Source organism: Streptomyces sp. NPDC037271, assembly GCF_055603605.1.
Genome location: NZ_JBVJVN010000012.1, coordinates 1 through 24,451 on the forward strand (window position 1 = coordinate 1; position 24,451 = coordinate 24,451).

Consider the following 24,451-nt stretch of genomic DNA (forward strand, 5'->3'; position numbering starts at 1 on the left):
GGGGCCTGTGGTCATCTACACCTCGGATGACGGCCCGTGGCGGGGGTCTTTGTTCCCGCACGACACCAAGGCCCCGAGGGATTTGTAACACCACCGACCGGCTAATGCGATGCCGGCCTTCTGTTTCCGCACCGGCCCCCGACGGGGGGCGGAGAGTGCGGGGATCGCGGATGCGTGACCGTGTGACCACCTTCCGTTCCGGGGCCTGCGGTACCCGGGCGGACCGTTCTCGCCCGGGCGATCCTGATGGCGTACGCCTCCTTCTCTCTTCCTGCTGCTGAACCTCTTGGTACTGCTGGTACTGCTGGTACTGCGGAACTGCGTACTGCCGGCGGCCCTGACGAGGCCACCCGCCCGGCGGTCAGCGAGGGGACCCCGGTACCTGCTCCGGCCCCGCCACTCCACCGCCGTGCACAACCTCTGTCCTGCATGCGGGCAGTTCGTGTCTGCCACGCCTCACTGACTTCCTGGCTACAACAGACACGTTAAACCCATCCCTGCCGCATGTCTACAGCAGCCATGACAGATTTCGGTCCGTACGAGTGACAGCTTGTACGCCGGTACCGTCCCCGGACCCGCCTGGGTCACGGCTGTCGCCGGATCGCGCTGAGGTCGAACTCCAGCACCACCTTGGGGCTGACCAGGGCACCGGTCGCGGCGTTCCAGTTCACGCCCCAGTCGTTGCGGTCGATGGTGGCGCCGCCCTTGAGGGCGACCCGGAGGTTGCCCTGGGGATCGCTGCCGTCGCCGGTCACCTCGACGTCCACGGTGACCGGGGCGGTCACGCCGCGGATGTCCAGGTCGCCGGTGACCTTGTAGTGGGTCTGGTCGACCTGTTCCACCTCGGTCGAGGCGAAGGTGATGGCCGGGTGGTGTGCGGCGGCGAGGAACTTGCCGCGCAGCATGTCGTCGCGCTGCGGGTTGCCGGTCCGGATGCTCTCCGCCCGGATCACGAGCCGTGCGCCGGACCTCGACGGGTGATCGCCGTCCAGTCGCGCACCGCCCTCGAACTCGTCGAACCGTCCGCGCACCCTGGTGGCCAGCGTGTGCCGGGCGACGAACCCGATGCGGGTGCGGGCGGTGTCGAGGACGTAGTCGCCGGTCAGGTCACTGAGGCTGGTGGTGGCTGTCATGCTCGGTCCCTCCTGTCTTCGCGCGCCGGTTCGGGGCGTAGGGGTACGGGTCCGCCGGTCACGCGAACTGGCCGGGCCGGTAGTCGCCCGCGGGCCGCTGGGCGATGACGTTCAGGCGGTTGAGGGCGTTGATCAGGGCGATGACCGACACCAGGGCGGCGAGCTGGTCCTCGTCGTAGTGCTTGGCCGCGTTCGCCCAGACCTCGTCGGGGACGCCGCCGGCGGCGTCGGCGACGCGGGTGCCCTGCTCGGCCAGCTCCAGGGCGGCGCGCTCGGCGTCGCTGTACACCGTGGCCTCCCGCCAAACGGCCACCAGGTTGACGCGCTGCGGGGTCTCCCCGGCGTGCACGGCGTCCTTGGTGTGCATGTCGACGCAGAAGCCGCAGCCGTTGATCTGGCTGACGCGGAGCAGCACCAGTTCCCGTGTCGCCGGCGGCAGCGCCGAGTCCGCGAGCGCCCTGCCCGCCGAGACGATGTGCTTCAGGAACGTGGCCGAGCCCGGGTGGGCGAAGAAGTCGAGACGGGCGGTCATGGTGATCTCCCTTTTTTGCCGCGTAGCCGTTTCACCCCGTGGCGACGGGGTGTGCGGGACCGTGCCGGTCCTGGCAGTACGACGAGGCAGCCCCGCGGAATGTGAGGTGACGCCCCCGCCTCACATTCCGGAGGGCTGTCTCGTCGTACTGGTGACGGCGGACGCGGCCAAAGGAGCGGCAACACCATGAAGACCCAGTCGGAGCCAGGAGACGGACCGCTCGATCCGGGCCTGGGCGCGGTCATGAGCGAGCGGCGCCGGCTGATGAATCTCGCGTACCGGCTGCTCGGCTCGCTGACCGACGCCGAGGACGTCGTGCAGGAGACGTACACCCGCTGGTACGCCATGTCCCCGGAGCAGCAGAAGGCCGTCGAAGCCCCCGGCGGCTGGCTGACGAAGGTCGCGAGCCGCATCTGCCTCGACCAGCTCGGCTCGGCCCGGGCCCGGCGCGAGCGCTACGTGGGCGAGTGGGTCCCGGAGCCGCTGCCGGACGCCGCGGAGTGGGCCGACGGTCGGCCCGGCGGCAGGGCCGCCGACCCGGCCGACCACGTCACGCTCGACGAGTCGATCACCATGGCCTTCCTCGTCGTGCTCGACTCGATGACCCCCGCCGAACGTGTCGCGTTCGTCCTGCACGACGTGTTCCGCTACCCCTTCACCGAAGTGGCGGAGATCGTCGGCCGTACGCCGGCGGCCTGCCGACAGCTGGCCACCTCGGCCCGCCGCCGCCTGCGCGCGTCGCGGGCTCCGGCGACTCCGGCGACTCCGGCCGCCCAGCGCGCCCGTGTCGTCCGGGACTTCCGGCAGGCCTGGGACGCCAAGGACATCGACGCCCTCATCGGCCTCCTCGACCCCGGGGTGTCGGCGATCAGCGACGGCGGCGGCCGCGTCAGGGCGGCGCTCGCCCCGGTCGAAGGCGGTGAACGGGTCGCGCACTACCTCGTCGAGCTCGCCGAGCGGGCGCCCGGCCTGGTGCTTCTGGAGCGTACGGTCAACGGCCGGCCCGGTCTGGTGCTGCGGCTGGAGGATGCCACCGTGGCGGTGATGTCGTTCGACGTCAGCGGTGACCGGATCACCCGCATCTGGGGGGTGCGGAACCCCGAGAAGCTCCGGCCCTGGACCGGGTTCTAGGGGGGTGCCGTTCGGATCAGGCCGCCCGGGCAACGGTGCCGTGCGACAGACCCCGCGACCCCGGCAAAATCCGAACGGCACCCCCTAGGACCGCCCGTAGTCCGCGAGGGCCGGTGCCAGCAGGTCGAAGGCGCGCGGTGCCTCCCGTGCCAGGACCTCCGCGATCTCCGGATTGGTGTGCCCGGCCAGCGTCAGTTCCTGGATGCGGGTGAACAGGACGCGGTGGACTCCGCCCAGCAGGGCCGCGGCCGTGCGGGGCGTGATGTCGTCGGGTGGGGTGGCCGTCGATTCGGCCAGGACCGCGGCCAGCGCGTCCTCCCGCCGGTCGTGGAGGCCGCGCAGGCAGGCGGTGAGGGTGGGGCTGTCGGCGATCATGCGGGTGAAGGCCGGGCCGGCGAAGCCCGCGACGGGGTCCTGGGCCTCCACGGCCGCCAGGAAGGCGCCGCGCAGGGCCGTCAGCGGGGTCTCGCCCGGCTCGCGCGCGGCGACCGTGCCGGCCAGGGCGGCGACGAACTCCTCCTGGTGGTCGAGGGCCAGGTCCTCCTTGTGCGGGAAGTAGTTCGTCACCGTCTTCTTGGCGACGCGGGCGGCGTCGGCGATCTCGGCGATGGTCGTGCGCTCGAAGCCCCGCTCGATGAAGAGCCTGGTCGCCCGGTCGGAGATCAGCTGCCGTGTCTCGCGCTTCTTGGTCTCACGGAGGCCCAGCGCCGCCGGTGTGTTCGGATCCATGAGGGAATCTTACCTCCGTTGTACTTTTATGTTGACAGTCAGAGTAGCTCGTGCGTAAAGTTACTCCCGATGAATGAATTAATCGAGGGGAAGGGCACCGGCGACGGCGCCGTCATCTACGTACACGGGGGCGGGTTCGCCCACACCGCGCCGGAGGCCGAGCGAGCCCTCGCCCGCCGGCTGTCGCGGGCCACCGGCCGTCCCGTACTGCGGGTGGACTACCGGCTGGCGCCCGCCCATCCGTACCCGGCGGCCCTGGAGGACGTCCTCGCCGCCTGGCGGAGTGTGCTGGCGCGGGGGGTTCCGGCCGAGCGCGTGGCGTTCTTCGGCGAGTCGGCCGGGGGGACGCTCGTCCTGTCCGCCCTGTTGGAGATCGAGCGGACCGGCGGGCCCCGGCCCGGCGCCGCGGTCGTCGTCTCACCCGTCACCGACCTGGCACTCACCAGCACCTCCCTGACGGCCAACGACGGCAAGGACGTCATCGACCGGACCGTCCTCACGTCCGTCTGCGCCCAGTACCTCGCGGGCGCGGACCCCCAGGAGGCGCCGCAGTCACCGCTGTACGGCGATCTGCGCGGACTGCCGCCGCTGCTCGTCGCGGCCGGCGGGGACGAGGTGCTGCTGGACGACGCCCGCCGGTTCGCGCGGGCCGCTGAGGCCGCCGGGGTGAGCGTGCGCCTGCGCGTCCACGAGGGCATGAAGCACGCCTTCCACCTCTCCGAGGAGGACGGCGCCGCGCTGTTCGAGGAGGCCGGACAGCTGCTCGCCGACCTCGCCGACCTCGGCGACGGAGCCGGCACCAGCACCACGGGGACCGGCACCGGGGCTGGTCCCGTACGGGAGTTCAGCGTCGGCGGCCCGGACGCCGGCCCCTACGCCCTCGCCGAAGGGCCGGACGGCGCCCTCTGGTTCACCCTCGTCCACCGGGGCGCCGTGGCCCGCCGGGATCCGGGCGACGGGAGCGTCACCGTCCACCCGGTCGGTGCCGGGCCGACGGTGATCGCGCCGGGCCCGGACGGGGCGATGTGGTTCACCGAGTACCAGGCGCACCGCATCGGCCGGATCGCCCCCGACGGCTCCTACTCCTCGTTCGCGCCCCTGACCGCCGAGGGCGGGCCGTTCGGGATCACCGCCGGCCCGGACGGTGCCATGTGGTTCACGCTCTCGGCGGCCGACCGCGTCGGCCGCGTCACCATGGACGGCGTCGTCACCGAGTTCCCGGCGCCCGGTGCCTTCCCGTCCGCGATCACCGTCGGCCCGGACGGGGCCCTGTGGTGCACCCTCAACCAGCAGAACGCCGTCGGCCGGATCGCCACGGACGGCCACGGCGCCGTCCACCCCCTGCCGACCGGGGGCGCCGCTCCGGTGGGCATCGCCGCGGGGCCCGACGGGGCGCTGTGGTTCACCGAGATCGGGGCCGGGCGGATCGGCCGGATCACCGTGGACGGCGAGATCACCGAGTACCCGCTGCCCGACCCCGCGGCCCGGCCGCACGCGGTCACGGCCGGCCCCGACGGCGCGCTGTGGTTCACCGAGTGGGGCAGCGGGCGGGTCGGCCGGATCACCGTCGACGGCCGCGTCACCTCGTACGCGCTCTCCCGCCCCGACAGCGAACCGCACGGCATCACCCAGCACGGCGGCGCCCTGTGGTGCGCCCTGGAAACCGGCTCCCTGGCCAGAATCGAGGTCCCCGCATGACCGGCCCCGGTGCGATTCCCGACCCCGGCGTCCTCCACCCGCTCGCCCAGCATCCGCGGGTCGTCCTCCTCAAGCCGCTCGTCACCGACGAACGCATCCAGGTCGGCGACTTCACCTACTACGACGATCCCGACGACGCCACCGCCTTCGAGACCCGCAACGTGCTCTACGCCTACGGTCCGGAGAAGCTGGTCATCGGCAAGTACTGCGCGATCGCCTCCGGCACCCGCTTCCTGATGGCCGGGGCGGAGCACCCGACCATGGGCGTGTCGACGTTCCCGTTCACCATGTTCGGCGGCGCCTGGGCCGAGGCCACCCTCGACCTCGTCACCGGCATGCCCAGCCGTGGCGACACGGTCGTCGGCAACGACGTGTGGTTCGGCTACGGCGCCACCGTCATGCCCGGCGTGCGCATCGGGGACGGGGCGATCGTCGCCGCGGGCTCGGTGGTCACCGGGGACGTTCCGCCGTACACGATCGTCGGCGGCAATCCGGCCCGGCCCATCCGCGCCCGGTACGACGCCGAGGACATCGCGCGGCTCCAGCGGGCCGCGTGGTGGGACTGGCCGGTCGAGCTGGTCACCCGCCACGCCCGGACGATCATGTCGGGCAGCCCGGCCGACATCGAGACCATCGCCACGAAGGAGAACCTCGCTTGACCGACCGGACGCACCTCCCCGCCTCCAGCACGCCCGCCTCCAACACCCCCGCCCCCAGCGCCCCCTCCTCCAGCACCCCCGCCTTCGACGCCGCCGCCGAGTTCGACCGGCAGGTCCGCACGCTCACCGCGCTCGGCTACCCGGCGTTCTCCGGGCGCACTCCGGAGCAGTTCGCCGAGCTGGTGGCGCCGCTGCGCGCCGAGGCCGTGACCCACACCGGTGACCCGGGCCGGGAGTACGACCCCGCAGGCACGGGCCGGGTGCCCTTCGTCCTGGTCGTCACCCGCGCACTCGCCCCCATCGAGCAGGCCATGCCGCTGACCACCCTGCACGGCGGCCGGCTGCCCGGGTTCGTCGACCGCACCTTCGAGCCCGGCTCCCTGGAGCGGTTCGTCGCCACCGAGGAGGCCGCGCCGCCCGGCCGCGACGGTGTCCACCTGCTGTTCGACGTCGAGCGCGGGGAGGAGTTCTGCGGAGTCGTCCCCCACGACGCGATGGCCGCCGTCGCCGGGCGGGGCCGAAGCCTGCTCACCATCGAGGAGGGCGTCGCGCTGATGACGCACACGCCGCAGATCCTGGTCAAGAACAAGTGCTTCTCGCTGGGCGGTTCACGCTGCGGTGACCGCCGGGTCCCGGCGATCTGGATCAGCCAGAAGGCCCCGAAACTCGGCTGGTGCTGGGAGGGCAACCCGCACACCTGGCTCGGGATGGCGTCCGCCGGGACGCGCCGCGCCTGAGCCGGGCCGGGGGCCGCCCTTTCGGGCCGTCACGGGCGGGCCGCTCCTGCTCCGTCGTGGTCCTGGTACCGCAGCAGCAGCATCGCCGCGTCGTCGTGGTGCGGCCCCGCCGCGTGCCGTACCAGGTCCTCGCGGAGGGCGTCCAGGGCGCGGTGGACGTCGGGGTCCTTCAAGAGGTGGGCGCGTTCGGCGAGCGGGTAGAAGCCGCCCTCCTCGTCCCGGGCCTCCGTGACGCCGTCGGTGTAGAGGAGCAGCTGGTCGCCGGGGGTGAAGGGCACCGGGTACGGCTCCGGGCCGGGGCCGCCGTGTACGGCCAGCCCCAGCGGGAGGGCGTAGGCCGGCGGCTCCGGGAAGTCGGCGGTGCCGTCGCGGTGGACGACCATCGGGGCCGGGTGGCCGTAGTTGAGGAGGACGACCCGGTGGTCGTGGCCGATCTCGGCGAGGATCGCGGTCACGAACTTCTCGTCCTCCAGCTCGCGGGCGACGCTGCGTTCGAGCCGCTCGCCGAGCCCGACCAGGTCCTTCTCGTCGTAGGCCGCCTCCCGGAAGGCGCCGAGGACCCTGGCCGCGGTCTCCACCGCGGCCAGTCCCTTGCCCTGCACGTCGCCCACGATCACCCGGACGCCGTGCGGGGAGGCCACCACCTCGTACAGGTCCCCGCCGATCCGTGCCTCGGCGAGCGCCGAGGTGTACGAGACGGCCGCGTGCAGCGGGCCCGCGGTCAGTGGCACCGGGCGCAGCAGAACCCGCTGGGCCGCTTCCGCGATCGACCGCACGCTGGCCAGCTCCGCCTCCCGGCGCGTACGCATCACGGCCGCCGCGATGCCGACGCCGGTCACCCCGGTCACGGAGGCCATGGCGGTGTAGCCGCGGGGGCGGTCGAAGAGCCCGTTGTACAGGCCGAGGCTGACGCAGAGCAGCAGCGCGACCAGTCCGATCACGGCCGTGCGCCGCCAGCCGCCGACCAGACCGGCGAACGCCGGGCCCAGCGACACCAGGGGCAGGAGCCCCACCCCCGGGCCGGCCGTGACGTCCACGACGGCGACCACGGCCATGGCCGCCACAGGCATCCAGGACAGCGCCCTGGAACTGGCCGGCGGCTTCTTCACGGTCATGACTACTCCGGTGTCGCAGCGCTCAGGAGTCGCCTTCTCCCTGTTCTCAGGCGCCCCTCCCAGTCTCTTAGACTATGCAAGGGTTTGCTCGCGCAGGTGTTCCGGAGCAGTCCTTAACCCAATCGAGGCCGAGAGTCCGGTGCGGTGCGGTCCGGTGCGGTCCGCCGCAGTCCGGCCCGGTCCGGTCCGGCCCGGTCCGCGGGATCACGCCGCTCCTGCCACCCGCCTCGGCAGCAGGCCTCCGTCGGCCGCGCCCCGTCGGCTCGCCGCCGTCAGCGTGAGTGTCACCGCGAGCGATGCGGCCGCCATCACGGTCATCGCCGTCGCCGGGGAGCTGAACTGGGCCACCGTGCCCGCCAGGGCGGCGGCGACCCCCTGCATCGTGAGCATCCCGGCGGAGTGCAGCCCGAGGGCGTGTCCGGACAGTTCGCCGGGGGTCAGGGCGACCAGGCGCTCCTGCTGCACCAGGCTCGCGCCGAAGCCGACGGAGGCCAGGCCGACCAGCACGGCCGTCAGCGGCAGCGGCGGGCGCAGGAAGAGGACGAGGTAGGGGGCGGCCAGCAGCACCAGCAGCGGCACGCCGAGGCGCGGGCGCAGCCCCGCCGGCAGCAGGCGGCCGATCGCCACGTCCCCGGCCAGCATGCCCAGCGCGGCGCAGGCGAACAGCGTGCCCGCGGCGCGGGGGTCGTAGGAGACGTACAGCGATTCGCAGCCGACGACGAGGCCGTTGGGGATCCACAGCGCGAGGTAGACGTGCCGTCGCGGTGCGGAGGACCACAGCCGGGCGTTGGTGCGCCAGGTGGCGGCCACGGAGGGGCGGCCGGTGACGCGTGGCGGGCGGCGGGTCAGCCGGAGGGCGAGGCCGGCCGCGGTGCCGTACAGGACGGCCGCGAGCAGCAGGCACAGCCGCGGTGACAGCAGGGTCACCAGGACGCCGCCGGCCGCGTATCCGGCGATCTGCATGACGCCGCTCATCATGTTGAAGAGCGAACGCCCCGTCAGGTACCCGTTCTCGCCGCCCTTGGAGAGGATCTCGTTCAGCAGGCCCCAGCGGACTCCGCCGCCGAGCGAGGCGATCAGCCCCTCGGCGAGGACGATGGCGAACATCGCCCAGACCGGCAGGCCGGGCAGCGCGAGGGCCGCGGTGGCGGCGGCGAAGGCGAGCGAGAGGCCCGCCAGCGTCGCGCGCGGGGCCAGCCGGTCGGCGCCGGAGAGGAAGAACGTGGCGCCCAGCACCTGTGCCAGCGAGGGGCCGAACATGCTCACCGCGGACAGCAGCGGCGAGTCGGTCGCCCGCAACACCAGTGTGCCGAGCGCCAGTCCGCTCACCGTCTGGGCGGCGATGCCGGCCGAGGAGGAGAGGAAGAGAGGGCTGAACTCCGGGGTGCGGAAGAGGTCCGCGTAGCTTTTGCGGCTCGTGTCTGGCATGCGGGGAGTCTGCGGCGGCACGGAGAGCCGCCGTTATCGTTTCGCGCGGACGCGAAAGGTGACGGGGAAGAGCCGAGGGGGTGGGGCGGTATGGGCTGGTGGCAGCTCAGCGCCGACACGCTCGCCCGCAGCCGATTCGTCCTCTCGCCGCTCGCCGAGACCTTCGCCTGTCTGAAGCTGCTGCACGCCGACGTGGCCGGGCATCCGGGCGAGCGGGCCTGGCTGGACGCCCACCTGCCCGCCTACCGGCGTCGGCTGGCGGGCGATCCGGTGACCGCGCTGCTCGTCCGCTCGGGGATCGCCCGGGAGTGGATCGCCGACTTCCTCACCCCCGCCCCGCGCGAGGGCGAGACCTTCGAGGAGGGCGTCGCCAGGGTACGGGCGGCCCGGCCCGGCGAGGCCAGGGCGGATCTCCGCGTCTCCCTCGCCGGGACGCTCCCCGCCGCACTGGACCGCGACGACCTGCCCGAACGCGCCGCCGCGCTACTGGAGTACGTCTGGGACGAGGCCGTACGGCCGGACTGGGACCGGCGCCGCCGTGTCCTGGAGGCCGATGTCGTCGCGCGGATCGCGCAGGTGAGCCGGGGAGGCTGGGCGGCCGCGCTGGACACCCTGCGGCCGGGCACGCGCTGGCTCGGTGACAGCCGGCTCCAGATCAACCTGAACGCGTATCCGCCGCGCGAGCTCTCCGGGGCGGAGCTGGTCCTCGTACCGATCACCCCGCAGCGGCACGGCTGGGTGTCGTGGGAGGAGGCGGAGCGGTACGCGGTGGTCTATCCGTGCGCCGGTGTCCTCGCGGACGGCGGCGCACGGGCCGTGCCCGCGGCCCTGGGCGCGCTGCTCGGGCCGGCCCGGGCGGGCGTGCTGGTGCTGCTCGGCTCCCCGATGAGCACCAGTCAGCTGGTCGGGGTGACCGGGCAGGGCCTCGGTTCGGTCGGACGGCATCTGCGGGTGCTGCTGGACGCGGGGCTGGTGGAGCGGCGGCGGGCGGGCCGGTCGGTGCTGTACTCGCGGACGGCGGCCGGGGAGGTGCTCGTCGAGGCGGGCGAACGAGGGGGATGACACGGCCGGGAGGGGACGCGGCCGGGAGGGAATGCTGCCGGAGCGGGTAGGCGGGACGCGGGCCGGAGCGGGTAGGCGGGACGCGGGCCGGAGCAGGTGGGCGGGACGCGGGCCGGAGCAGGTAGGCAGGACGCGGGCCGGAGCAGGTAGGCAGGACGCGGGCCGGAGCAGGTAGGCGGGACGCGGGCCGGAGCAGGTGGGCGGGACGCGGGCCGGAGCGGGTAGGCGGGACGCGGGCCGGAGCGGGTAGGCGCGGGGCTAGCATCCGTTCATGACGACCTCCGAAAAGAACGCGCAGCACCACGACGGCCTCCCCCTCGACGTCGAGATCGGCGCCCTCCAGGGCGGGTCCGCCGACCTCGCCCAGTACGCGGGCCGGGTCGTACTGGTGGTCAACGTGGCTTCCAAGTGCGGGCTCACCCCGCAGTACGCCGGTCTGGAGCGGCTGCACGAGCGGTACGCGGAGCGGGGCTTCACCGTGCTCGGCGTGCCCTGCAACCAGTTCATGGGCCAGGAGCCGGGCAGCGCCGACGAGATCGCCGAGTTCTGCTCGGCGACGTACGGCGTCACCTTCCCGATGACCGAGAAGGCGGAGGTCAACGGGGAGGGCCGGCATCCGCTGTACGACCGGCTGACCGGCTTCGCCGATGCCGGCGGGCACAGCGGGGACATCCGCTGGAACTTCGAGAAGTTCCTGATCGGGCGGGACGGCAAGGTCGCCGCGAGGTTCTCGCCGCAGACCGAGCCGGAGTCGGCCGAGGTCGTGGCGGCCGTGGAGGAACGGCTGGCGGGCTGATCGGACGGGTCCGGGCCGGCTGGTTGACCTTGCCCCTGGGGCAGGCACGAGCGTCGTCGTCGCCGGGCGGAAGGGCCGCCCGGTGACGGAGGATGACGACGTGGACGATGCACGCGACGACGAGTTGCTGGCCATCGGGGCGTTCGCCGCGCGGGCCCGGCTGTCGGCCAAGGCACTCAGGCTGTACGACCGTATGGGCCTGCTGGTGCCCGACCATGTGGACGAGGTCACCGGTTACCGCTACTACCGCACCCGCCAGACCGAACGCGCCCGGCTCGTGGCCCTGCTGCGCCAGCTGGACATGCCGCTCGTGAAGGTCGCGGAGGTGGTACGGGCGGACGGGCCCGGGGCCGCGGGTCTGCTCGACGCCTACTGGGCGGGAGTGGAGGCCCGGGTGGCCGGGCAGCGGACGCTCGCCGAGTACCTCCGTGGACGTCTTTCGGGGAGGAGCTCCGAGGTGTACGGAAAGTTCGTGGTCGAGACGGTGGACGTGCCCGGGCAGGTGGTGATCAGCGAGACCCGGCACACGCTGGCGGACGAGCTGCCGGCGTGGATCGGTGCCTCGCTGACCCGGCTGGAGGAGGCGGCCCGGGGCTGCGGGGGTGTGACGGCGGCGCCGTTCGTCGTGTACCACGCCGAGGTGTCGATGGAGAGTGACGGCCCGGCGGAGTCGTGCGTGCCGGTCGCCGACGAGGCGGCGGCCCGGGCGTGGTGCGAGGAGCGGGGGCGGGCCTGGCAGACGCGGGTGCGGGTGGAGCCGGCCCGGCGGCTGGCCCGCACCCGGATCACCAAGGCGCAGGTGGCCCATCCGCAGATCCTGGCCGCCTTCGAGGCGGTGGAGGAGTGGATCGCCGCTCAGGGCCTGACGGTGGCGGGGCCGTGCCGTGAGGTGTACTTCGCCGACTGGGACGCGGCGGGCCCCGAGGACCCGGTGTGTGACATCGCCTTCCCCGTGCGCTGAGGCGGGGGCAAGGCCGGGTGACGGAAGGTCAGGACTGAACAGAGCCCTCTCGGCAAGGTCGGCGAGCTGGTCGAGAGGGCTCCGTCGGCGGTGCCGGCGGACGGCGCGCGGAGTCGTTACTTCTTGACCGAGGTCACGAAGGCGTTCCACGCGTCGGCGGGGAACGCCAGGACCGGGCCCTCGGTGACCTTCGAGTCGCGGACGGCGAGTGCCGCCACAAGCGGTGACCGGACCTCGACGCACGCACCGTTTCCTCCGGAGTAGGAGGACTTGGTCCATGATTCCGTGGCGCCCTGAAGAATTGCCATGTCTGCTCCGATGGCGAGTTGCTGAGTACTGTCGCCGTGCCGCGCGCCCACTGGGCCGCGGCGCGGTTCACGCCAATGACACGTGATCTTTGGCGTGATCGACGCTACTCGCTGACCTCGCCGATCGGCGCAGCCATTCACCCGACCGGATGGCATATCCGGACGACACTTCCAGTACCGCCCACCGGGGTGTAGCATCCCGCCGCCATGTCAGCGGGCGTACTCCTTGGCCACGTCCTCGATGAGTTGCCGCGACTGTTCCACGTTCAGCGCCTGGGCCCGCAGGTGCTCGTACATCACCGTGTACTTCTGCACGTCCTGCGCCTTCTCCAGGTACAGGTCGCTGGTCACGCCCTCGATGTACACGACGCTGGAGTCGGCCGCGTCGGCGAACTCCAGGATCGAGTACTGACCGTTGATACCGGGGTGCGCCCCGACGTCGAACGGCAGCACCTGCACGGTGATGTGCGGCAGCTGCGACATCTCGGCGACGTGCTCCAACTGCTCGCGCATCACCTGCTTGCCGCCCACCACCCGGCGCAGGCTGGCCTCGTCGAGGACGACCCACAGCCGCAGCGGGTTGTTGTCGGCGCAGATGCGTTCCTGGCGCCGTATGCGGACCTGGACCCGTTTCTCGATGTCCGCGACCGACGTCTCGGGCAGGGCGCCCTGGATGAGCGCCTCGGCGTACGGCCGGGTCTGCAACAGGCCGGTGATGATCTGGGGTTCGTACGTCCGCAGCGACTCCGCGTCGGTCTCCAGACCGATGTAGACGCTGTACGGGATGTCCCCGAACGCGTGCCACCAGCCCTGCTGGCGCGAGTCCTTCGCCATCTGCATCAGCGAATCGACGACCCGCTGGTCCTCGACCTCGTACACCCCGCACAGGTCGCGGACGTCGCGCTGGCTGATACTGCGCCGGCCGTTCTCCAGGCGGCTGATCTTCGACTGCGAGACCAGCAGCCGCTCCGCCACCTCCTCGGCCGTCATGCCCTTGAGCTCACGGAGCCGGCGCAGCTCCTGGCCCAGCCGGCGCCGCCTGACGGTGGGATTGACATTGGACGCCACGGGACGTGCACCTCCGGCTGCGTGACTCATGACTGCCACTTTGCGTATCTGCTGCTGAGCAGACTGCCACCAAGGTGCTTTCTACCGCTGGGAAACGGTCTATATGCGCCGCGTACACGCCAGTTCGGGGTGCCACCCGCACACATGGCCGCGCGGGGCGGCGGGAGCCTTCCGTCGTCCGGGCGCGCCGGACGTACGGTCGGCCCCGCCACCCCGCGCGAACCCGCGGCTCCCGTGACCGGGTCCAGGGGACTGGTGGTGCGGCGGTGCGTTACTGCGGTGCGTTGCGTTACTGCGGTGCGGTGCGGCTCAGTGGGCGACCGCGCGCGCCATGGATCCGTGGCGCGGTTGCGCCGGAACACCGCGGGCGGGTTCCGGGGCGGGCCTGGCTCCCGGTCCCGCGGCCTGGCGGCCGGCCGGGGCCGGGCTGCGGCGTGGCTGGGCCGCAACGCCGTTCTGGACGTCCATCACCGCGTGCGCCACCAGTCCGCCCATGGGGTCGTGCCTGATGAGGTCCCGCAGGCGGGACCGTGACGAGCGTCCTTCGTTGCCCGGGTAGAGGTGCTTGCCGAGACCGACCGCGTGGGCCAGCGCGGCGAGCGCCGCGGTCCGCGGGTCCGGCGGTACGCCGGTGCGGATCGCCGAGTCCAGCCGGGCCTTGATCTCCCTGCTGATCGCCGTGTCCGTCGCCTGATAGCGAGTTGTCGGCAGCACCCCGCACATCTGGCCCTCCACGGCATGCACCATGCCGCATCGCTCCAGATGCGAGAGGTAGGTCTGGCGCAGCCCCAGGCGGGGCCCGCCGATCCAGTTGACCGCCCGTACCGGAGCGCCACGCCTTCGCAGCAACTCCAACGCGCAGTCCAGTGTTGGATCTCCTGTCGGCCGTGGTGCCACCACGGCGATACGATCCCCGTCTGGGGCTATCCGTCCGGCCAGCGCCAGCTCCACCAGCTGTGCTCCGGCCAGACCGAGGTCGAGCGACTGCGGCTGTGCGGTGGTACCCGTGGTCGGGTCCAACGCCAGCAGCAGAAGCTCCTCCGGAAGTGTTCTGCGGCTCCTGCCCATCCATGCCTCCCCGCGTGGATGACAGACAGGGTGACCCCTCTCACATTGGTCTGTCGAGGGTGCGTGACCGCTTCGTAGTGGAACCAGTAGGTATGTCGTTCTCGTCTACCGCGTGGGTTCTACCCGTACACAGGACACTGGTACATGGTTCGGTAGCGCACACAGAACGTGCGCGGCGCGTGGAGGAGGCATCGGTGGCGGGCGAGTCCCCCGACAGGTCGAAGCAGTGCGAGTCGTCGGAAGAACCGACGTCGGGGAGCGTGGGCCCGGTTCCCGAAGCCAGGACCGAGGCGAGCGAGACGCGTGATCCGCGGCTGGCGGTGGCACGGGAGGACGCGAAGTCCTCGGCGTCCTCGGCGTCCACGGGGTCCGCCGGGTCCCGTGGGAGCGTCGATACGGCGACCCGGGTGCTCTCGGTCCGCGAGACGGAGGCGGAGGCGGCCGCCGGCCCGGAGAGCCCCGCCGAGGACGAGGCAGAGACCGAGGCCGAGGCCGAGGCCGAGGCCGCCGGCCGGGTGAACTCCGCCGAGGACGATGCCGCCGAGCCTGCCGCTCCGACCGACGGCCGGCTGCGGGACGCGGTAGCCGCCTGGGTGTCGACCGCGGACGAGCGGGCCGCCGCGAACGAGCGGCTCGGGGACGCGAGGGACGCGGAAGACGCGGAGGACTCGGTAGAGGCCGAGGACTCGGTAGAGGCCGAGGCGAGCGCCGAGGACGCGGGGGCCGCGGAGGAGAGCCGGCGGGACTCGGAAGCGCCCAAGGACGGGCGCGGCGCCACGGCCACGGACGCCGGCACGGCTTCCGGGGCGGACACGGGCGCGCCCGACGCGCGCGCGGACGCCGAGCAGCCCGCCGACGGCGGGACCGACGGCCGCGCCGACAGGCCGCAGGACACGGAGAAGCGCGCGGACGGTGCTGCCCCCGCCGGGGGCGGGCCGGGCCGCTCCGAGGACGACGGCGACGACGACTCCGACAGCGACGCCGACGAGCAGCCCGTCGATCAGCCCACCGCCGTCTTCAAGGCCCCGCGGCCCTCCGCGCCCGCCGTCGACCAGCCGACGACCATGCTGAAGCTGGGCGACGCCGCACCCGCGCCCAAGAAGACCGCACCCGCGAAGGCCGGTGGGAGCGCCGAGACCGACTCCGAGCGGACCAGCAAGTTCGTCGCCCTCCGGAACCCGGACGACCCGGCGACGCGCAAGCCCCCGCAGCCCCCGTCCAAGGCTTCGAAGGCATCCGAGGCGTCCGAGGCCTCCAAGGCCGCCCCCAAGGCGCCGCAGGCGCCCCGTACCGGCGCCACCGCCGCCGTACCGCAGGTCGGGCCCGAGCTGACCAGGCAGCAGCCGCTGCCGCCGAAGCCGCCGCTGGATCTGCTGGCGGAGCTGACGAACACCCCGCCGCCCCCGGAGACCCCGCTGCGGGCGACGGTGCGCCGGGTCAAGATCTGGACTCCGCTGGTCGTCCTGCTGGTGATCGTCCTCGGTGTCGTGCAGTCCATGCGTGCGCTGCCGACGCCGACCCTCGACCTCACGGCGCAGGACAGCTTCACCTTCGAGGGCGGCAAGCCCGAGATCCCGTGGCCGTCCAGCGGGCAGGCCGCGCTCGACGTGCAGGGCATCGGCACGTTCGGTTCGTCCGGCGAGCAGAAGCCGGTGCCGATCGCGAGTGTCGCCAAGGTCATGACCGCGTACGTCGTGCTGCGCGACCACCCGCTGGGCAGCGGCGCCGAGGGGCCGAAGATCCCGATCGACCAGGCCGCCGAGGACCAGTCGGACGCGGGAGACGAGTCGACCGTCCAGGTCTACGCGGGCGACTCGATCTCCGAGCGCGAGGCGCTGGAGGCCATCCTGATCGCGTCCGCGAACAACGTGGCGCGGCTGCTCGCCCGCTGGGACGCGGGGTCCGAGGAGGCGTTCGTGGCGAAGATGAACGCCGCCGCGAAGGACCTCGGCATGACGAACACGACGTACACCGACCCGTCGGGGCTGAACGACACGACGGTGAGCACGGCCGTGGACCAGGTGAAGCTGGCCAAGGAGGCGATGAAGTCGCCCGCGTTCCGCGAGGTCGCCGCGAAGATGTCGTACGACGACTACAAGGGCGAGAACCACCCCAACTGGAACCAGCTGGTGGGCTCCAACAACGTCGTCGGCATCAAGACCGGCACCACCACCTCCGCGCTCGGCAACCTCGTCTTCGCGGCGAAGAAGGAGATCGGCGGCGAGACCCGGACCATCGTCGGTGCCGTGGTGCGCCAGCCGGCCGGCGGCAAGGACAACACCATCCTCGGTGCCGCGCTGGCCTCCAGCGACAAGCTGATCCGGGCCGCGCAGGACACGCTGGAGTCGTCGACGATCCTGAAGAAGGGGTCCGTCGTCGGGTACGTCGACGACGGTCTCGGCGGCCGGACGCCGGTCGTCGCCACGAACGACGTCAAGGCGGTCGGCTGGTCCGGGCTGACCGTGAAGCTGACGTTCACGGCGGACGAGGTGCCGCACACGGCCGCGGCCGGCACGAAGGTCGGCACGCTCACGGTGGGCGACGGCGGAGCCGCCGGCGCGGTGCAGGTGCCGGTCGCCCTGCAGGAGGACCTCGTGGAGCCCGCCCTCATGGACAAGCTGACCCGCCTGGGCTGACCCGCCCGGGCTGACGCCCGGCCCACCCGTCCCTTCCGGGCCGGACCGGCCCTCCCGTCCCCGCGGCCCCCCGGCCGCGGGGACGTTCGCGTCCCGGAGGGTCGTGGAAGGTCCGGAAGGGGCCCGGAGGGCCGCCGAGGGGAGGAAGCCACGGTGCGGGGGTGCGTGCTAGCGTCACGAAACGGGGCAGGTCGCCGGTCGCGGGAACGGGACTCGGCCGTAAGCAGAAGACGGGACACGGGGAGTGCCTTCAGGTGGCCACTACGGAGCCGACACGCGCCGACGACGCCGATCCGGGCTCGGGAGCCGGCCCGCGACCACACGTACCCGCTCCCCGCAAGGACGCCGGGAAGAGCGGCAGCGCCGCTCACGGCCCGGTGGACGGCGGCCGTGAGCCGGACCGTACCGGCCCGGAGCGCGCCGAACCCGCCAGTGCGGGACCGGAGGAGCCGTCCGCGATGAAGGCCGCCTTCCTGGCCCTGCGCGAGCGCATGCTGCGCCATCCCGTGCTGTCCGTGACCGCCCTGGCCGGGGTGCTCCACATCGCCTGGTTCTTCACGTTCGCGAACAGCGGTGGCGATCTCGCGGCGCAGGACGCGTGGGCGGAGTTCGTCGGCCGGCATCCGGACTCGGCGTACAACCTCGCCTGGTACGGCGGCATGCACCCGGTGTCGTACAGCGTGGTCTCGCCGTATCTGATGTCGGCGCTCGGCGTGCGGACGACGATGATGATCGCGGGGACGCTGTCGGCCGGGCTGCTGACGATGATCCTGATCCGCAGCCGGGTGGTCCGCAACCCGCTGTGGGCGTCGCTGGCGGGCCTGTTCGGGCTGCTGGGCAACGCGGCGTCGGGGCGGGTGACGTTCGGGCTGGGCATGATGTTCGGGCTGGGCGCGGTCGCAGCGGTGTTCTGCTGGCCGTACCGCTGGCGGTACGAGCGCTGGGCCAAGGGGCTGTGCGCGGCGCCGCTGGCCGCGTTGGCCACCATGTCCTCGCCGGTCGCGGGCCTGTTCGTGGGCCTGGTGGCGGTGGCCCTGTTCCTGCAGAAGCGCCGCCCGGGCGCCTGGTCGCTGGGTCTCGCCCCGGCGGCGGTGGTCGCGCTGTCGGCGGTGCTGTTCCCCTTCTCCGGCACGCAGCCGATGGGCTTCGGCTCGGCGGTCCTGCCGATCGTGTACGCGGGTCTGGTGTACGCGTTCGTGCCGCGCACCTGGACGACCGTACGGATCACGTCGGCGGTCTACGGCCTGTCCGTGCTGCTGGTGTGGCTGATCAGCTCGCAGATCGGGTCCAACATCACGCGCCTCGCGATGCTCTTCGCCGGGGTGGCGCTGGTGGCGGCGCTGCCGTTCACGGTGCCGAGGACGCGCAAGTGGTACGCGCTCGTCGTCTCCTTCGTCGGCTTCGTCGGCTGGATCGGTTTCAAGTCGGCCGACGACATCGTCCACACCCAGCCGACCGCCTCCTGGGCGCGGGAGCTGGCGCCGCTCGTCAACGAGTTGCAGGAGGTCGGCGCGGAGAAGGGCCGGGTGGAGGCGGTACCCGCGCGCTCCCACCGGGAGGCTTCGGCGCTCGCGCCCTACGTGAACCTGGCCCGCGGCTGGACCCGCCAGGCCGACATGGAGCGCAACCCGCTCTTCTACGACGACACGCTCAACTCGGCGAACTACCACGAGTGGCTGAAGCGCTGGGCCGTGCACTACGTGGTGCTGCCCAAGGGTGAACCGGACGGCGACGGCGGCAAACGCGAGCGGGAGCTGCTGCAGCGGGGGCTGCCGTATCTGAAGCAGGTGTGGGGGGACGCCAACTGGCAGCTGTTCGAGGTGATCGACCCGACGCCGCTGGCGGAGCCCCACGCGGTCGTCCAGCGGGCCGAGCAGGACGAGTGGACGATCGACGTGAAGCAGCCCGGCCGCATCCTGGTCCGGATGCCGTACTCGCCGTGGCTGAGCCTCGTCGACGCCGAGGGCAAGAAGCTGGAACCGCCGCAGGAGACGGAGGCCTCCGAGAACAGGTCGGAGGGCACGCCGAAGACGTACGACAACGTCAACGGCTGCCTGACGGAGACCGAGGAGACCGCCGAGGGCGACACGTGGACGACGCTGATCGCCCCCGAGGCGGGCACGTACCGGCTGGCGTCGCCGTACGGGCTGAAGCGCGGCACACCCTGCCCGGACGAGCTGAAGTAGACGGCCTCGGGACACCTGCCGAGATGTTCATGTAGGTGAACCGAGGTCAGTAAGCCGAACATTTTTACTTCCTCTTGACCTTCCCCTTCCTTGTCGTGCCCTCGTCGACGCAACCACGATGAGCGGGCACTTCGCGGCCTGCCTCGCCCCTACCCCGCTCGTGCGAAGTGCCAGCCAGCTGAGCGGAGTTCACAAGGCGGACCCCGGAAGGGGGCACATGAACGGTCTCGACTGGTCCGTGCTCATCGGCTACTTCGCCGTCATGGTGGCGATCGGCGTCTGGTCGCACAAACGCGTCGACGACGTCAGCGACTTCTTCACGGCCGGCGGCAAGATGCCCTGGTGGCTCTCCGGCATCTCGCACCACATGTCGGGCTACAGCGCGGTGATGTTCACCGGGTACGCGGGCATCGCCTACACCTACGGCGTCACGTCCTTCGTGACCTGGTCCTTCCCCATCGCGCTCGGCATCGCCATCGGCTCCAAGCTGTTCGCGCCGCGCATCAACCGGCTGCGCTCACGGCTGCACGTGGCCTCTCCCCTGGAGTACCTGAAGAACCGGTACAACCTGCCCACCCAGCAGGCCCTGGCCTGGTCCGGCATGCTGCTGAAGATCGTGGACGTGGCCGCGAAGTGGGCCGCCATCGCCACGCTGCTGTCGGTGTTCACCGGTATCTCGCTGAACCAGGGCATTCTGATCACGGGTGTCGTCACGGGCATCTACTGCACGATCGGCGGTCTGTGGGCGGACGCGCTGACCGAGCTGGGGCAGTTCATCATCCAGCTGCTGGCCGGTATCGCCATGTTCGTCACGGTGGTCGTGGAACTCGGCGACCACGGCGGCTTCTTCGGCGTCTGGGACGAGCCCGAGCTGCAGGGCCACGGCGATCCCCTGGTCGGCCCGTACGGCACGGTGTTCCTGCTCGCCTATCTGTTCATCAAGCTCTTCGAGTACAACGGCGGCATGCTCAACCAGGCCCAGCGTTACATGGCCACGCCCAACGCCCGCGAGGCCGAGCGGTCGGCGCGGCTGTCGGCGGTGCTGTGGCTGGTCTGGCCGCTGGTGCTGTTCTTCCCGATGTGGATGTCGCCGCTGCTGGTGGAGTCACAGAAGCCGGACGGTTCCGACTCCTACGCCCTGATGACCGAGCAGCTGCTGCCGCACGGCCTGCTGGGGCTGGTCGTGGTCGGTTTCTTCTCGCACACCATGGCCATGTGCTCCTCGGACGCCAACGCCATCGCGGCCGTGTTCACCCGTGACGTGGCGCCGGTGCTCTCGGTGCGGGCGCGCTCGTGGGGCCGGCGGTCCGGGCTGCTGGCGGCGCGGCTGACGACGGTGGTCTTCCTCGCCCTGTCGATGGCGGTGGCGACGCAGGTCGACTCGCCGACGTTCAAGGACATCATCACCGTCGTCATCAAGTGGGTGGCCGGACTGATGGGTCCGATCGCGATCCCGATGATGCTCGGCCTGCTCCGGCCCTTCCGCCGCTCGGGCCCGACGGCGGCGCTCACCAGCTGGGCGATGGGCCTGCTCGCGTTCTGGCTGGTCAACTACCCGATCAACTGGAACGTGGAGGGCGGGGTGCCGCTGGAGTACCAGGTGTCGATCCCGCTGGCCGTGTCGCTGGTCCTGTACGTCGTGATCGGCTTCCTGAAGCCGGAGGACACCCCGGAACGGCTCGCGATCATCGAGCGGGTCAACACGGACGGCGACGACGACGCCTACGGCGCGGCGGCCGCGGTTCCGGCGCCTGCGGGCGGCGCGGACGACGCGGTGGGGCGGAGCCGGGTGGGTGACTAGTCGGTGACCGGTCGGTGACCGGTCGGTGACCAGGGCCGGGGCCTGCCCTGGCCGGGTGTGAGCGGCCGGTGCCCCGGCGGTCGGGCGCCGGCCGTCGGGGCATCGGTCGTCGGGGCATCGGTCGGGATCAGCGCAGTTCCTGGATGCGGATCTGGTTGCCGGCGGGGTCGCGGAAGGCGCAGTCGCGGACTCCGTACGGTTGCTCGGTCGGTTCCTGGACGATCTCGGCGTTCTGGGCGCTCACCCTTTCGAAGACGCCGTCGAGGTCCTTGGTGGCCAGGAGGAGCCAGCCGTAGGTGCCCTTGGCCATCATCTCGCTGATGGTGCGGCGCTCGGTGTCGGTGATGCCGGGGTCGACGGCGGGCGGCGCGAGGAGGAGGGAGGTGCCGGGCTGGTCGGCGGGGCCGACCGTGATCCAGCGCATCTTGCCGTTCCCGACGTCCTTGCGCACCTCGAAACCGAGGGCGTCGCGGTAGAAGGCCACGGCCGCGTCCGGGTCGTCGTGCGGGAGGACGCTCGTGTGAATGGTGATGTCCATGGCCGTCAGGCTAGCGGCGGCCCGGTGACCGGAGCTTCTCGGAATCCGACCGGTTTCCGGCGGTCTTCCGACCGGGTTTCCGACCCGTCCCCTCGACCCGTCGTCCCCTCGGCCTGTTCCTCCGGCCCGCTCCTCCGCCCCGTCCCCTCGACCCGCTCCCCCAGCCCGCTCCACCGGCCCGCCCCCTCGACCCGTCCCCCCGGCCTGCTCCACCGGCCCGCTCCACCGGCCCGTCCCCTCGACCCGTCGTCCCCTCGGCCTGTTCCTCCGGCCCGCTCCACCGCCCCGCCCCCTCGACCCGTCCCCCCGGCCTGCTCCACCGGTCCGCTCCCCCGACCTGCTCCATCGACCCGCTCCCCCAGCCCGCTCCACCGGCCCGTCCCCTCGACCCGTCGTCCCCTCGGCCTGTTCCTCCGGCCCGCTCCTCCGCCCCGTCCCCTCGACCCGCTCCCCTCGACCCGCTCCCCCAGCCCGCTCCACCGGCCCGCCCCCTCGACCCGTCCCCCCGGCCTGCTCCACCGGCCCGCTCCTCCGACCCGCCCCCTCGACCCGCTCCCCTCGACCCGCTCCCCCAGCCCGCTCCACCGACCCGCTCCCCCGACCCGCTCCCCCGACCCGCGCCCTCGACCCGTCCTCCCGGCCCGCTCCACCGGCCTGTTGCCGGGCGTGTCGCCGGGCCTGTTGCCGGGCGTGGGCGGCTACGCCCGCGGGTATCGGGCCAGCCAGCCCGGGGACGAGCCCGCTGGGCCGTGCAGGGCGGGGCCCTGGGTCATTTCCATGGCGAAGTCGTCGGCCAGTTCCAGGATGGTCGGGCGGCCCTCCAGTTCGGCCAGCCAGGCCGGGGGGAGCGCGGTCTCGCCGTGCAGGGCGCCGAGCAGCCCGCCGGTCAGTGCCCCGGTCGCGGCGGAGGGCCCGCCGTGGTTGACGGCGAGTCGCAGCCCGTGCCGTACGTCCTCGCCGACGAGGGCGCAGTACACGGCGGCGGCCACCAGGCCCTCCGCCGTCCCCTCGCCGATCAGCTCGGTCACGCGCCCCGGCGTGGGCAGCCCTTGCCGTACCGCGCCCAGCGCGTGCTGCAGGGCGTCCGCCACGACCTGGTGCCCCGGGCGGACGGCGAGCAGGGCGAGCCCTCGTTGCACCGCACCGTCCAGGCTCTCCCCGCGCGCCAGCCCGTGCACGATCACGGCGTACGCGCCCGCCGACAGGTAGCCGGTGGGGTGGCCGTGGGTCTGCGCCGCGCACTCCACGGCGAGCTGGGCGACCAGTTGCGGCTCCCAGCCGACCAGGAGCCCGAACGGCGCCGACCTGGCCGCGGCCTCGGGCCCGCGTTCGCCGGGGTTCTTCGGGGCGTCCGGCGTTCCCATCGTGTCGTCGCCGAGCCCGAGCAGCAGCGCGCGGGTCGCGCTCCGGCGGGCGTACAGCCACTCCTCGCGGGCCAGCCAGCCGTCCTCCTCGCGCCGCAGGTCGGGCCCCCAGTCGCGCTGGGTGGCGGCCCAGCGCCGGTACGCCCGGTGCAGGTCGGTCGGCGGGTGCCAGGCGCCGGTGTCCCGCCGTACCTGCGCGCGGATCAGCCCGTCCACGGAGAACAGCGTGAGTTGCGTGAGGTGGGTGACGGCACCGCGCCGGCCGTAGGCGGAGGCGAGGTCGGCCAGGCCCTCCGGGCCGTGTGCCGCGCGGATGCCGTCGAGGTCCAGCCCGGCGACGGGCGCGCCGAGGGCGTCTCCGAGGGCCGCTCCGAGCAGCGTCCCGCGTACCCGGCTGCGGAAGTCCTGCTGCTCGGCACGCCCCCAGACGGCACCGGCTGTCGCGCCCATCTGGACCTCCGTTCGGCACTGTCCGTACGTACGACGTGCAGCACTGTATTCGAACGGGGCGGCCGGTTCAGGGGTGGAACGGTGTGGATACGTTCACGTGGCGGTGTGCGTCTCCCGGCAGCAGCGGACGAAGTCCTGGATGACGGGGTTGGCGTCGTCCACGGGGGCCCACGCGACACCGACCCGGCTGGGGCTCACGCCGGTGACGGGACGGTAGACGACTCCGGGGCGGGTGTAGAAGCGGGCCGCGGACCGGGGGGCGAGGGCGACGCCGTATCCGTTGGCGATCGCGCTGAGCCAGTCGTCCGGCTGCTCGGTGACCGCGCCGACGTGTACCGGGTGGCCGTCGCGCTCGTCCGCGGCCAGCCAGTACTCACGCCACCGGCCCGTCTCGGCCGGGGCGGCGACGAAGGGCTCGTCCCACAGGTCGTGGAAGGGGATCGTGTCCCGGGCAGCCAAGGGGTGGGCTTCGGGCAGCGCGACCCAGCGGGGTTCGCCGAACAGGTCCGTCACCCGCAGCCCGTCCTGGCCGGGGAACGGCAGTCGTACCAGGGCTACGTCGACGTCCGAGTCCGCGAGTCCGGCGGTCGGGTCCGACCAGGCGGCCTGCCGCATCTCGGCCCTCCAGCCGGGCCGGCGCCGGGCGAACTCCGCGACGATCGGCTGGGTCGCCTCGTTGGCGGCACTGGCGATGAATCCGACCCGCAGGACGCGGGCCGCACGGTTCGCCGCGGTTCTCGTCTCGCGCCGTGCAGCCTCCCACCCGTCCAGCAGGGCCGGGACCCGTTGCGCCAGCGCCCGCCCCGGCTCGGTGAGGGTCATGCCGGTCCTCGACCGCGTGAACAGCTCCACCCCGAGCCCGGCCTCCAGCTGCCGGATCTGCTTGGTCAGCGCGGGCTGGGAGACGAACAGCCGCTCGGCGGCCCGGGTCAGGCCCCCTTCCTCCGCCACGGCGGCGAAGTACCGCAGCAACCGCGTGTCGACATCCATGCCGCCAGGTTATGGGCGCGGGTATTGGACGCCGCGGCGGGCCACGGCGAGGCTTGACGGC

General features: G+C 72.6%; 20 protein-coding genes and 2 pseudogenes. 11 read left to right on the top strand and 11 right to left on the bottom strand.

Annotated elements, in window-relative coordinates:
* Positions 1 to 584: 584 nt before the first annotated feature.
* Together ACZ7G3_RS20935 and ACZ7G3_RS20940 are read right to left on the bottom strand one after the other, a co-directional pair.
* Positions 585 to 1,133, bottom strand: coding sequence for a YceI family protein (locus ACZ7G3_RS20935; protein ID WP_470927430.1), 549 nt, complete (start codon positions 1,131 to 1,133; stop codon positions 585 to 587).
* A 58-nt stretch (positions 1,134 to 1,191) separates the two neighbouring features.
* Positions 1,192 to 1,665 carry a carboxymuconolactone decarboxylase family protein gene (locus ACZ7G3_RS20940; protein WP_470927431.1) on the bottom strand — a complete coding sequence of 158 codons (474 nt, stop codon included), beginning with the start codon at positions 1,663 to 1,665 and terminating at the stop codon, positions 1,192 to 1,194.
* Between the two features lie 186 nt (positions 1,666 to 1,851).
* Here ACZ7G3_RS20940 and sigJ point away from each other — a divergent pair, with 186 nt between their 5' ends.
* Entirely contained in the window at positions 1,852 to 2,796 is a 945-nt protein-coding gene (sigJ, locus tag ACZ7G3_RS20945) for an RNA polymerase sigma factor SigJ (RefSeq protein ID WP_426596711.1), read from the top strand.
* 84 nt (positions 2,797 to 2,880) lie between these two features.
* Here the strand turns inward: sigJ and ACZ7G3_RS20950 are convergent, their stop codons facing one another.
* Entirely contained in the window at positions 2,881 to 3,525 is a 645-nt protein-coding gene (locus ACZ7G3_RS20950; protein WP_470927433.1) for a TetR family transcriptional regulator, read from the bottom strand.
* Between the two features lie 69 nt (positions 3,526 to 3,594).
* Between ACZ7G3_RS20950 and ACZ7G3_RS20955 the strand changes: the two are divergent.
* The 4 genes and pseudogenes from ACZ7G3_RS20955 to ACZ7G3_RS20970 form a co-directional block, all read left to right on the top strand.
* Positions 3,595 to 4,227 (top strand): annotated as a pseudogene (locus ACZ7G3_RS20955) (alpha/beta hydrolase); the annotation flags it as partial.
* Positions 4,228 to 4,359: 132 nt separating this feature from the next.
* A pseudogene (locus ACZ7G3_RS20960) lies at positions 4,360 to 5,223 on the top strand (Vgb family protein); the annotation flags it as partial.
* Positions 5,220 to 5,882, top strand: coding sequence for a CatB-related O-acetyltransferase (locus tag ACZ7G3_RS20965; protein WP_426596713.1), 663 nt, complete (start codon positions 5,220 to 5,222; stop codon positions 5,880 to 5,882). The pseudogene ACZ7G3_RS20960 and the gene ACZ7G3_RS20965, both read left to right, overlap by 4 nt.
* Positions 5,879 to 6,619 (top strand): DUF5701 family protein, encoded by a 741-nt coding sequence (locus tag ACZ7G3_RS20970; RefSeq protein WP_470927435.1) that lies wholly within the window; start codon positions 5,879 to 5,881, stop codon positions 6,617 to 6,619. The genes ACZ7G3_RS20965 and ACZ7G3_RS20970 overlap by 4 nt, the downstream gene beginning before the upstream one ends.
* A 29-nt stretch (positions 6,620 to 6,648) precedes the next feature.
* Here the strand turns inward: ACZ7G3_RS20970 and ACZ7G3_RS20975 are convergent, their stop codons facing one another.
* Together ACZ7G3_RS20975 and ACZ7G3_RS20980 are read right to left on the bottom strand one after the other, a co-directional pair.
* On the bottom strand, positions 6,649 to 7,734 hold the full coding sequence (locus tag ACZ7G3_RS20975; protein WP_470927437.1) for a PP2C family protein-serine/threonine phosphatase: 1,086 nt from the start codon (positions 7,732 to 7,734) through the stop codon (positions 6,649 to 6,651).
* A gap of 204 nt (positions 7,735 to 7,938) precedes the next feature.
* Positions 7,939 to 9,162 carry an MFS transporter gene (locus ACZ7G3_RS20980; RefSeq protein WP_470927439.1) on the bottom strand — a complete coding sequence of 408 codons (1,224 nt, stop codon included), beginning with the start codon at positions 9,160 to 9,162 and terminating at the stop codon, positions 7,939 to 7,941.
* Between the two features lie 90 nt (positions 9,163 to 9,252).
* On the opposite strand from ACZ7G3_RS20980, the gene ACZ7G3_RS20985 reads away from it, so the two are divergent.
* The 3 genes from ACZ7G3_RS20985 (at position 9,253) to ACZ7G3_RS20995 (ending at position 11,981) form a co-directional block, all read left to right on the top strand.
* Complete coding sequence (locus ACZ7G3_RS20985; RefSeq protein ID WP_470927441.1) at positions 9,253 to 10,224, top strand: ArsR/SmtB family transcription factor; 972 nt, start codon at positions 9,253 to 9,255, stop codon at positions 10,222 to 10,224.
* A gap of 271 nt (positions 10,225 to 10,495) precedes the next feature.
* Positions 10,496 to 11,020: a glutathione peroxidase gene (locus ACZ7G3_RS20990; protein ID WP_426596718.1), complete on the top strand. Its 525-nt coding sequence runs from the start codon at positions 10,496 to 10,498 to the stop codon at positions 11,018 to 11,020.
* Positions 11,021 to 11,120: 100 nt separating this feature from the next.
* The gene (locus tag ACZ7G3_RS20995) at positions 11,121 to 11,981 is read left to right on the top strand and encodes a MerR family transcriptional regulator (protein ID WP_470927443.1); all 861 of its coding nucleotides are present in this window, start codon (positions 11,121 to 11,123) and stop codon (positions 11,979 to 11,981) included.
* Positions 11,982 to 12,097: 116 nt separating this feature from the next.
* On the opposite strand, the gene ACZ7G3_RS21000 is transcribed toward ACZ7G3_RS20995, so the two are convergent.
* The 3 genes from ACZ7G3_RS21000 to ACZ7G3_RS21010 form a co-directional block, all read right to left on the bottom strand.
* A complete protein-coding gene (locus tag ACZ7G3_RS21000) occupies positions 12,098 to 12,289 on the bottom strand; it encodes a DUF397 domain-containing protein (protein WP_398133892.1) in 192 nt (63 codons plus the stop codon).
* A 210-nt stretch (positions 12,290 to 12,499) separates the two neighbouring features.
* Positions 12,500 to 13,357 carry a helix-turn-helix domain-containing protein gene (locus tag ACZ7G3_RS21005; RefSeq protein WP_426596720.1) on the bottom strand — a complete coding sequence of 286 codons (858 nt, stop codon included), beginning with the start codon at positions 13,355 to 13,357 and terminating at the stop codon, positions 12,500 to 12,502.
* 309 nt (positions 13,358 to 13,666) lie between these two features.
* Positions 13,667 to 14,425, bottom strand: coding sequence for a GOLPH3/VPS74 family protein (locus ACZ7G3_RS21010; protein ID WP_426596721.1), 759 nt, complete (start codon positions 14,423 to 14,425; stop codon positions 13,667 to 13,669).
* 194 nt (positions 14,426 to 14,619) lie between these two features.
* On the opposite strand from ACZ7G3_RS21010, the gene ACZ7G3_RS21015 reads away from it, so the two are divergent.
* The 3 genes from ACZ7G3_RS21015 (at position 14,620) to ACZ7G3_RS21025 (ending at position 21,048) form a co-directional block, all read left to right on the top strand.
* A complete protein-coding gene (locus tag ACZ7G3_RS21015; protein ID WP_470927445.1) occupies positions 14,620 to 17,061 on the top strand; it encodes a D-alanyl-D-alanine carboxypeptidase in 2,442 nt (813 codons plus the stop codon).
* A gap of 254 nt (positions 17,062 to 17,315) precedes the next feature.
* Complete coding sequence (locus tag ACZ7G3_RS21020) at positions 17,316 to 19,247, top strand: MFS transporter (RefSeq protein ID WP_470927447.1); 1,932 nt, start codon at positions 17,316 to 17,318, stop codon at positions 19,245 to 19,247.
* A gap of 217 nt (positions 19,248 to 19,464) precedes the next feature.
* Positions 19,465 to 21,048, top strand: a complete 1,584-nt coding sequence (locus tag ACZ7G3_RS21025) for a sodium:solute symporter family protein (protein ID WP_426596724.1) — start codon at positions 19,465 to 19,467, stop codon at positions 21,046 to 21,048.
* 127 nt (positions 21,049 to 21,175) lie between these two features.
* Here ACZ7G3_RS21025 and ACZ7G3_RS21030 read toward each other — a convergent pair whose 3' ends face one another.
* The 3 genes from ACZ7G3_RS21030 to ACZ7G3_RS21040 form a co-directional block, all read right to left on the bottom strand.
* Positions 21,176 to 21,586 (bottom strand): VOC family protein, encoded by a 411-nt coding sequence (locus ACZ7G3_RS21030; protein WP_426596725.1) that lies wholly within the window; start codon positions 21,584 to 21,586, stop codon positions 21,176 to 21,178.
* A gap of 698 nt (positions 21,587 to 22,284) precedes the next feature.
* Positions 22,285 to 23,400: an ADP-ribosylglycohydrolase family protein gene (locus ACZ7G3_RS21035; protein ID WP_470927449.1), complete on the bottom strand. Its 1,116-nt coding sequence runs from the start codon at positions 23,398 to 23,400 to the stop codon at positions 22,285 to 22,287.
* A gap of 93 nt (positions 23,401 to 23,493) precedes the next feature.
* On the bottom strand, positions 23,494 to 24,390 hold the full coding sequence (locus tag ACZ7G3_RS21040) for a LysR family transcriptional regulator (protein WP_470927451.1): 897 nt from the start codon (positions 24,388 to 24,390) through the stop codon (positions 23,494 to 23,496).
* Between the last annotated feature and the right edge of the window lie 61 nt (positions 24,391 to 24,451).

What these genes read in the sequence shown, in the direction of transcription:
- ACZ7G3_RS21025 (WP_426596724.1), top strand. Translation starts at nt 19,465, where the DNA reads ATGAACGGTCTCGACTGGTCCGTGCTCATCGGCTACTTCGCCGTCATG.
- ACZ7G3_RS21030 (WP_426596725.1), bottom strand. Translation starts at nt 21,586, where the DNA reads ATGGACATCACCATTCACACGAGCGTCCTCCCGCACGACGACCCGGAC.
- ACZ7G3_RS21040 (WP_470927451.1), bottom strand. Translation starts at nt 24,390, where the DNA reads ATGGATGTCGACACGCGGTTGCTGCGGTACTTCGCCGCCGTGGCGGAG.
- sigJ (WP_426596711.1), top strand. Translation starts at nt 1,852, where the DNA reads ATGAAGACCCAGTCGGAGCCAGGAGACGGACCGCTCGATCCGGGCCTG.
- ACZ7G3_RS20980 (WP_470927439.1), bottom strand. Translation starts at nt 9,162, where the DNA reads ATGCCAGACACGAGCCGCAAAAGCTACGCGGACCTCTTCCGCACCCCG.
- ACZ7G3_RS20965 (WP_426596713.1), top strand. Translation starts at nt 5,220, where the DNA reads ATGACCGGCCCCGGTGCGATTCCCGACCCCGGCGTCCTCCACCCGCTC.
- ACZ7G3_RS21010 (WP_426596721.1), bottom strand. Translation starts at nt 14,425, where the DNA reads ATGGGCAGGAGCCGCAGAACACTTCCGGAGGAGCTTCTGCTGCTGGCG.
- ACZ7G3_RS20975 (WP_470927437.1), bottom strand. Translation starts at nt 7,734, where the DNA reads ATGACCGTGAAGAAGCCGCCGGCCAGTTCCAGGGCGCTGTCCTGGATG.
- ACZ7G3_RS20950 (WP_470927433.1), bottom strand. Translation starts at nt 3,525, where the DNA reads ATGGATCCGAACACACCGGCGGCGCTGGGCCTCCGTGAGACCAAGAAG.
- ACZ7G3_RS20990 (WP_426596718.1), top strand. Translation starts at nt 10,496, where the DNA reads ATGACGACCTCCGAAAAGAACGCGCAGCACCACGACGGCCTCCCCCTC.
- ACZ7G3_RS21035 (WP_470927449.1), bottom strand. Translation starts at nt 23,400, where the DNA reads ATGGGCGCGACAGCCGGTGCCGTCTGGGGGCGTGCCGAGCAGCAGGAC.
- ACZ7G3_RS20940 (WP_470927431.1), bottom strand. Translation starts at nt 1,665, where the DNA reads ATGACCGCCCGTCTCGACTTCTTCGCCCACCCGGGCTCGGCCACGTTC.
- ACZ7G3_RS20935 (WP_470927430.1), bottom strand. Translation starts at nt 1,133, where the DNA reads ATGACAGCCACCACCAGCCTCAGTGACCTGACCGGCGACTACGTCCTC.
- ACZ7G3_RS21000 (WP_398133892.1), bottom strand. Translation starts at nt 12,289, where the DNA reads ATGGCAATTCTTCAGGGCGCCACGGAATCATGGACCAAGTCCTCCTAC.
- ACZ7G3_RS20985 (WP_470927441.1), top strand. Translation starts at nt 9,253, where the DNA reads ATGGGCTGGTGGCAGCTCAGCGCCGACACGCTCGCCCGCAGCCGATTC.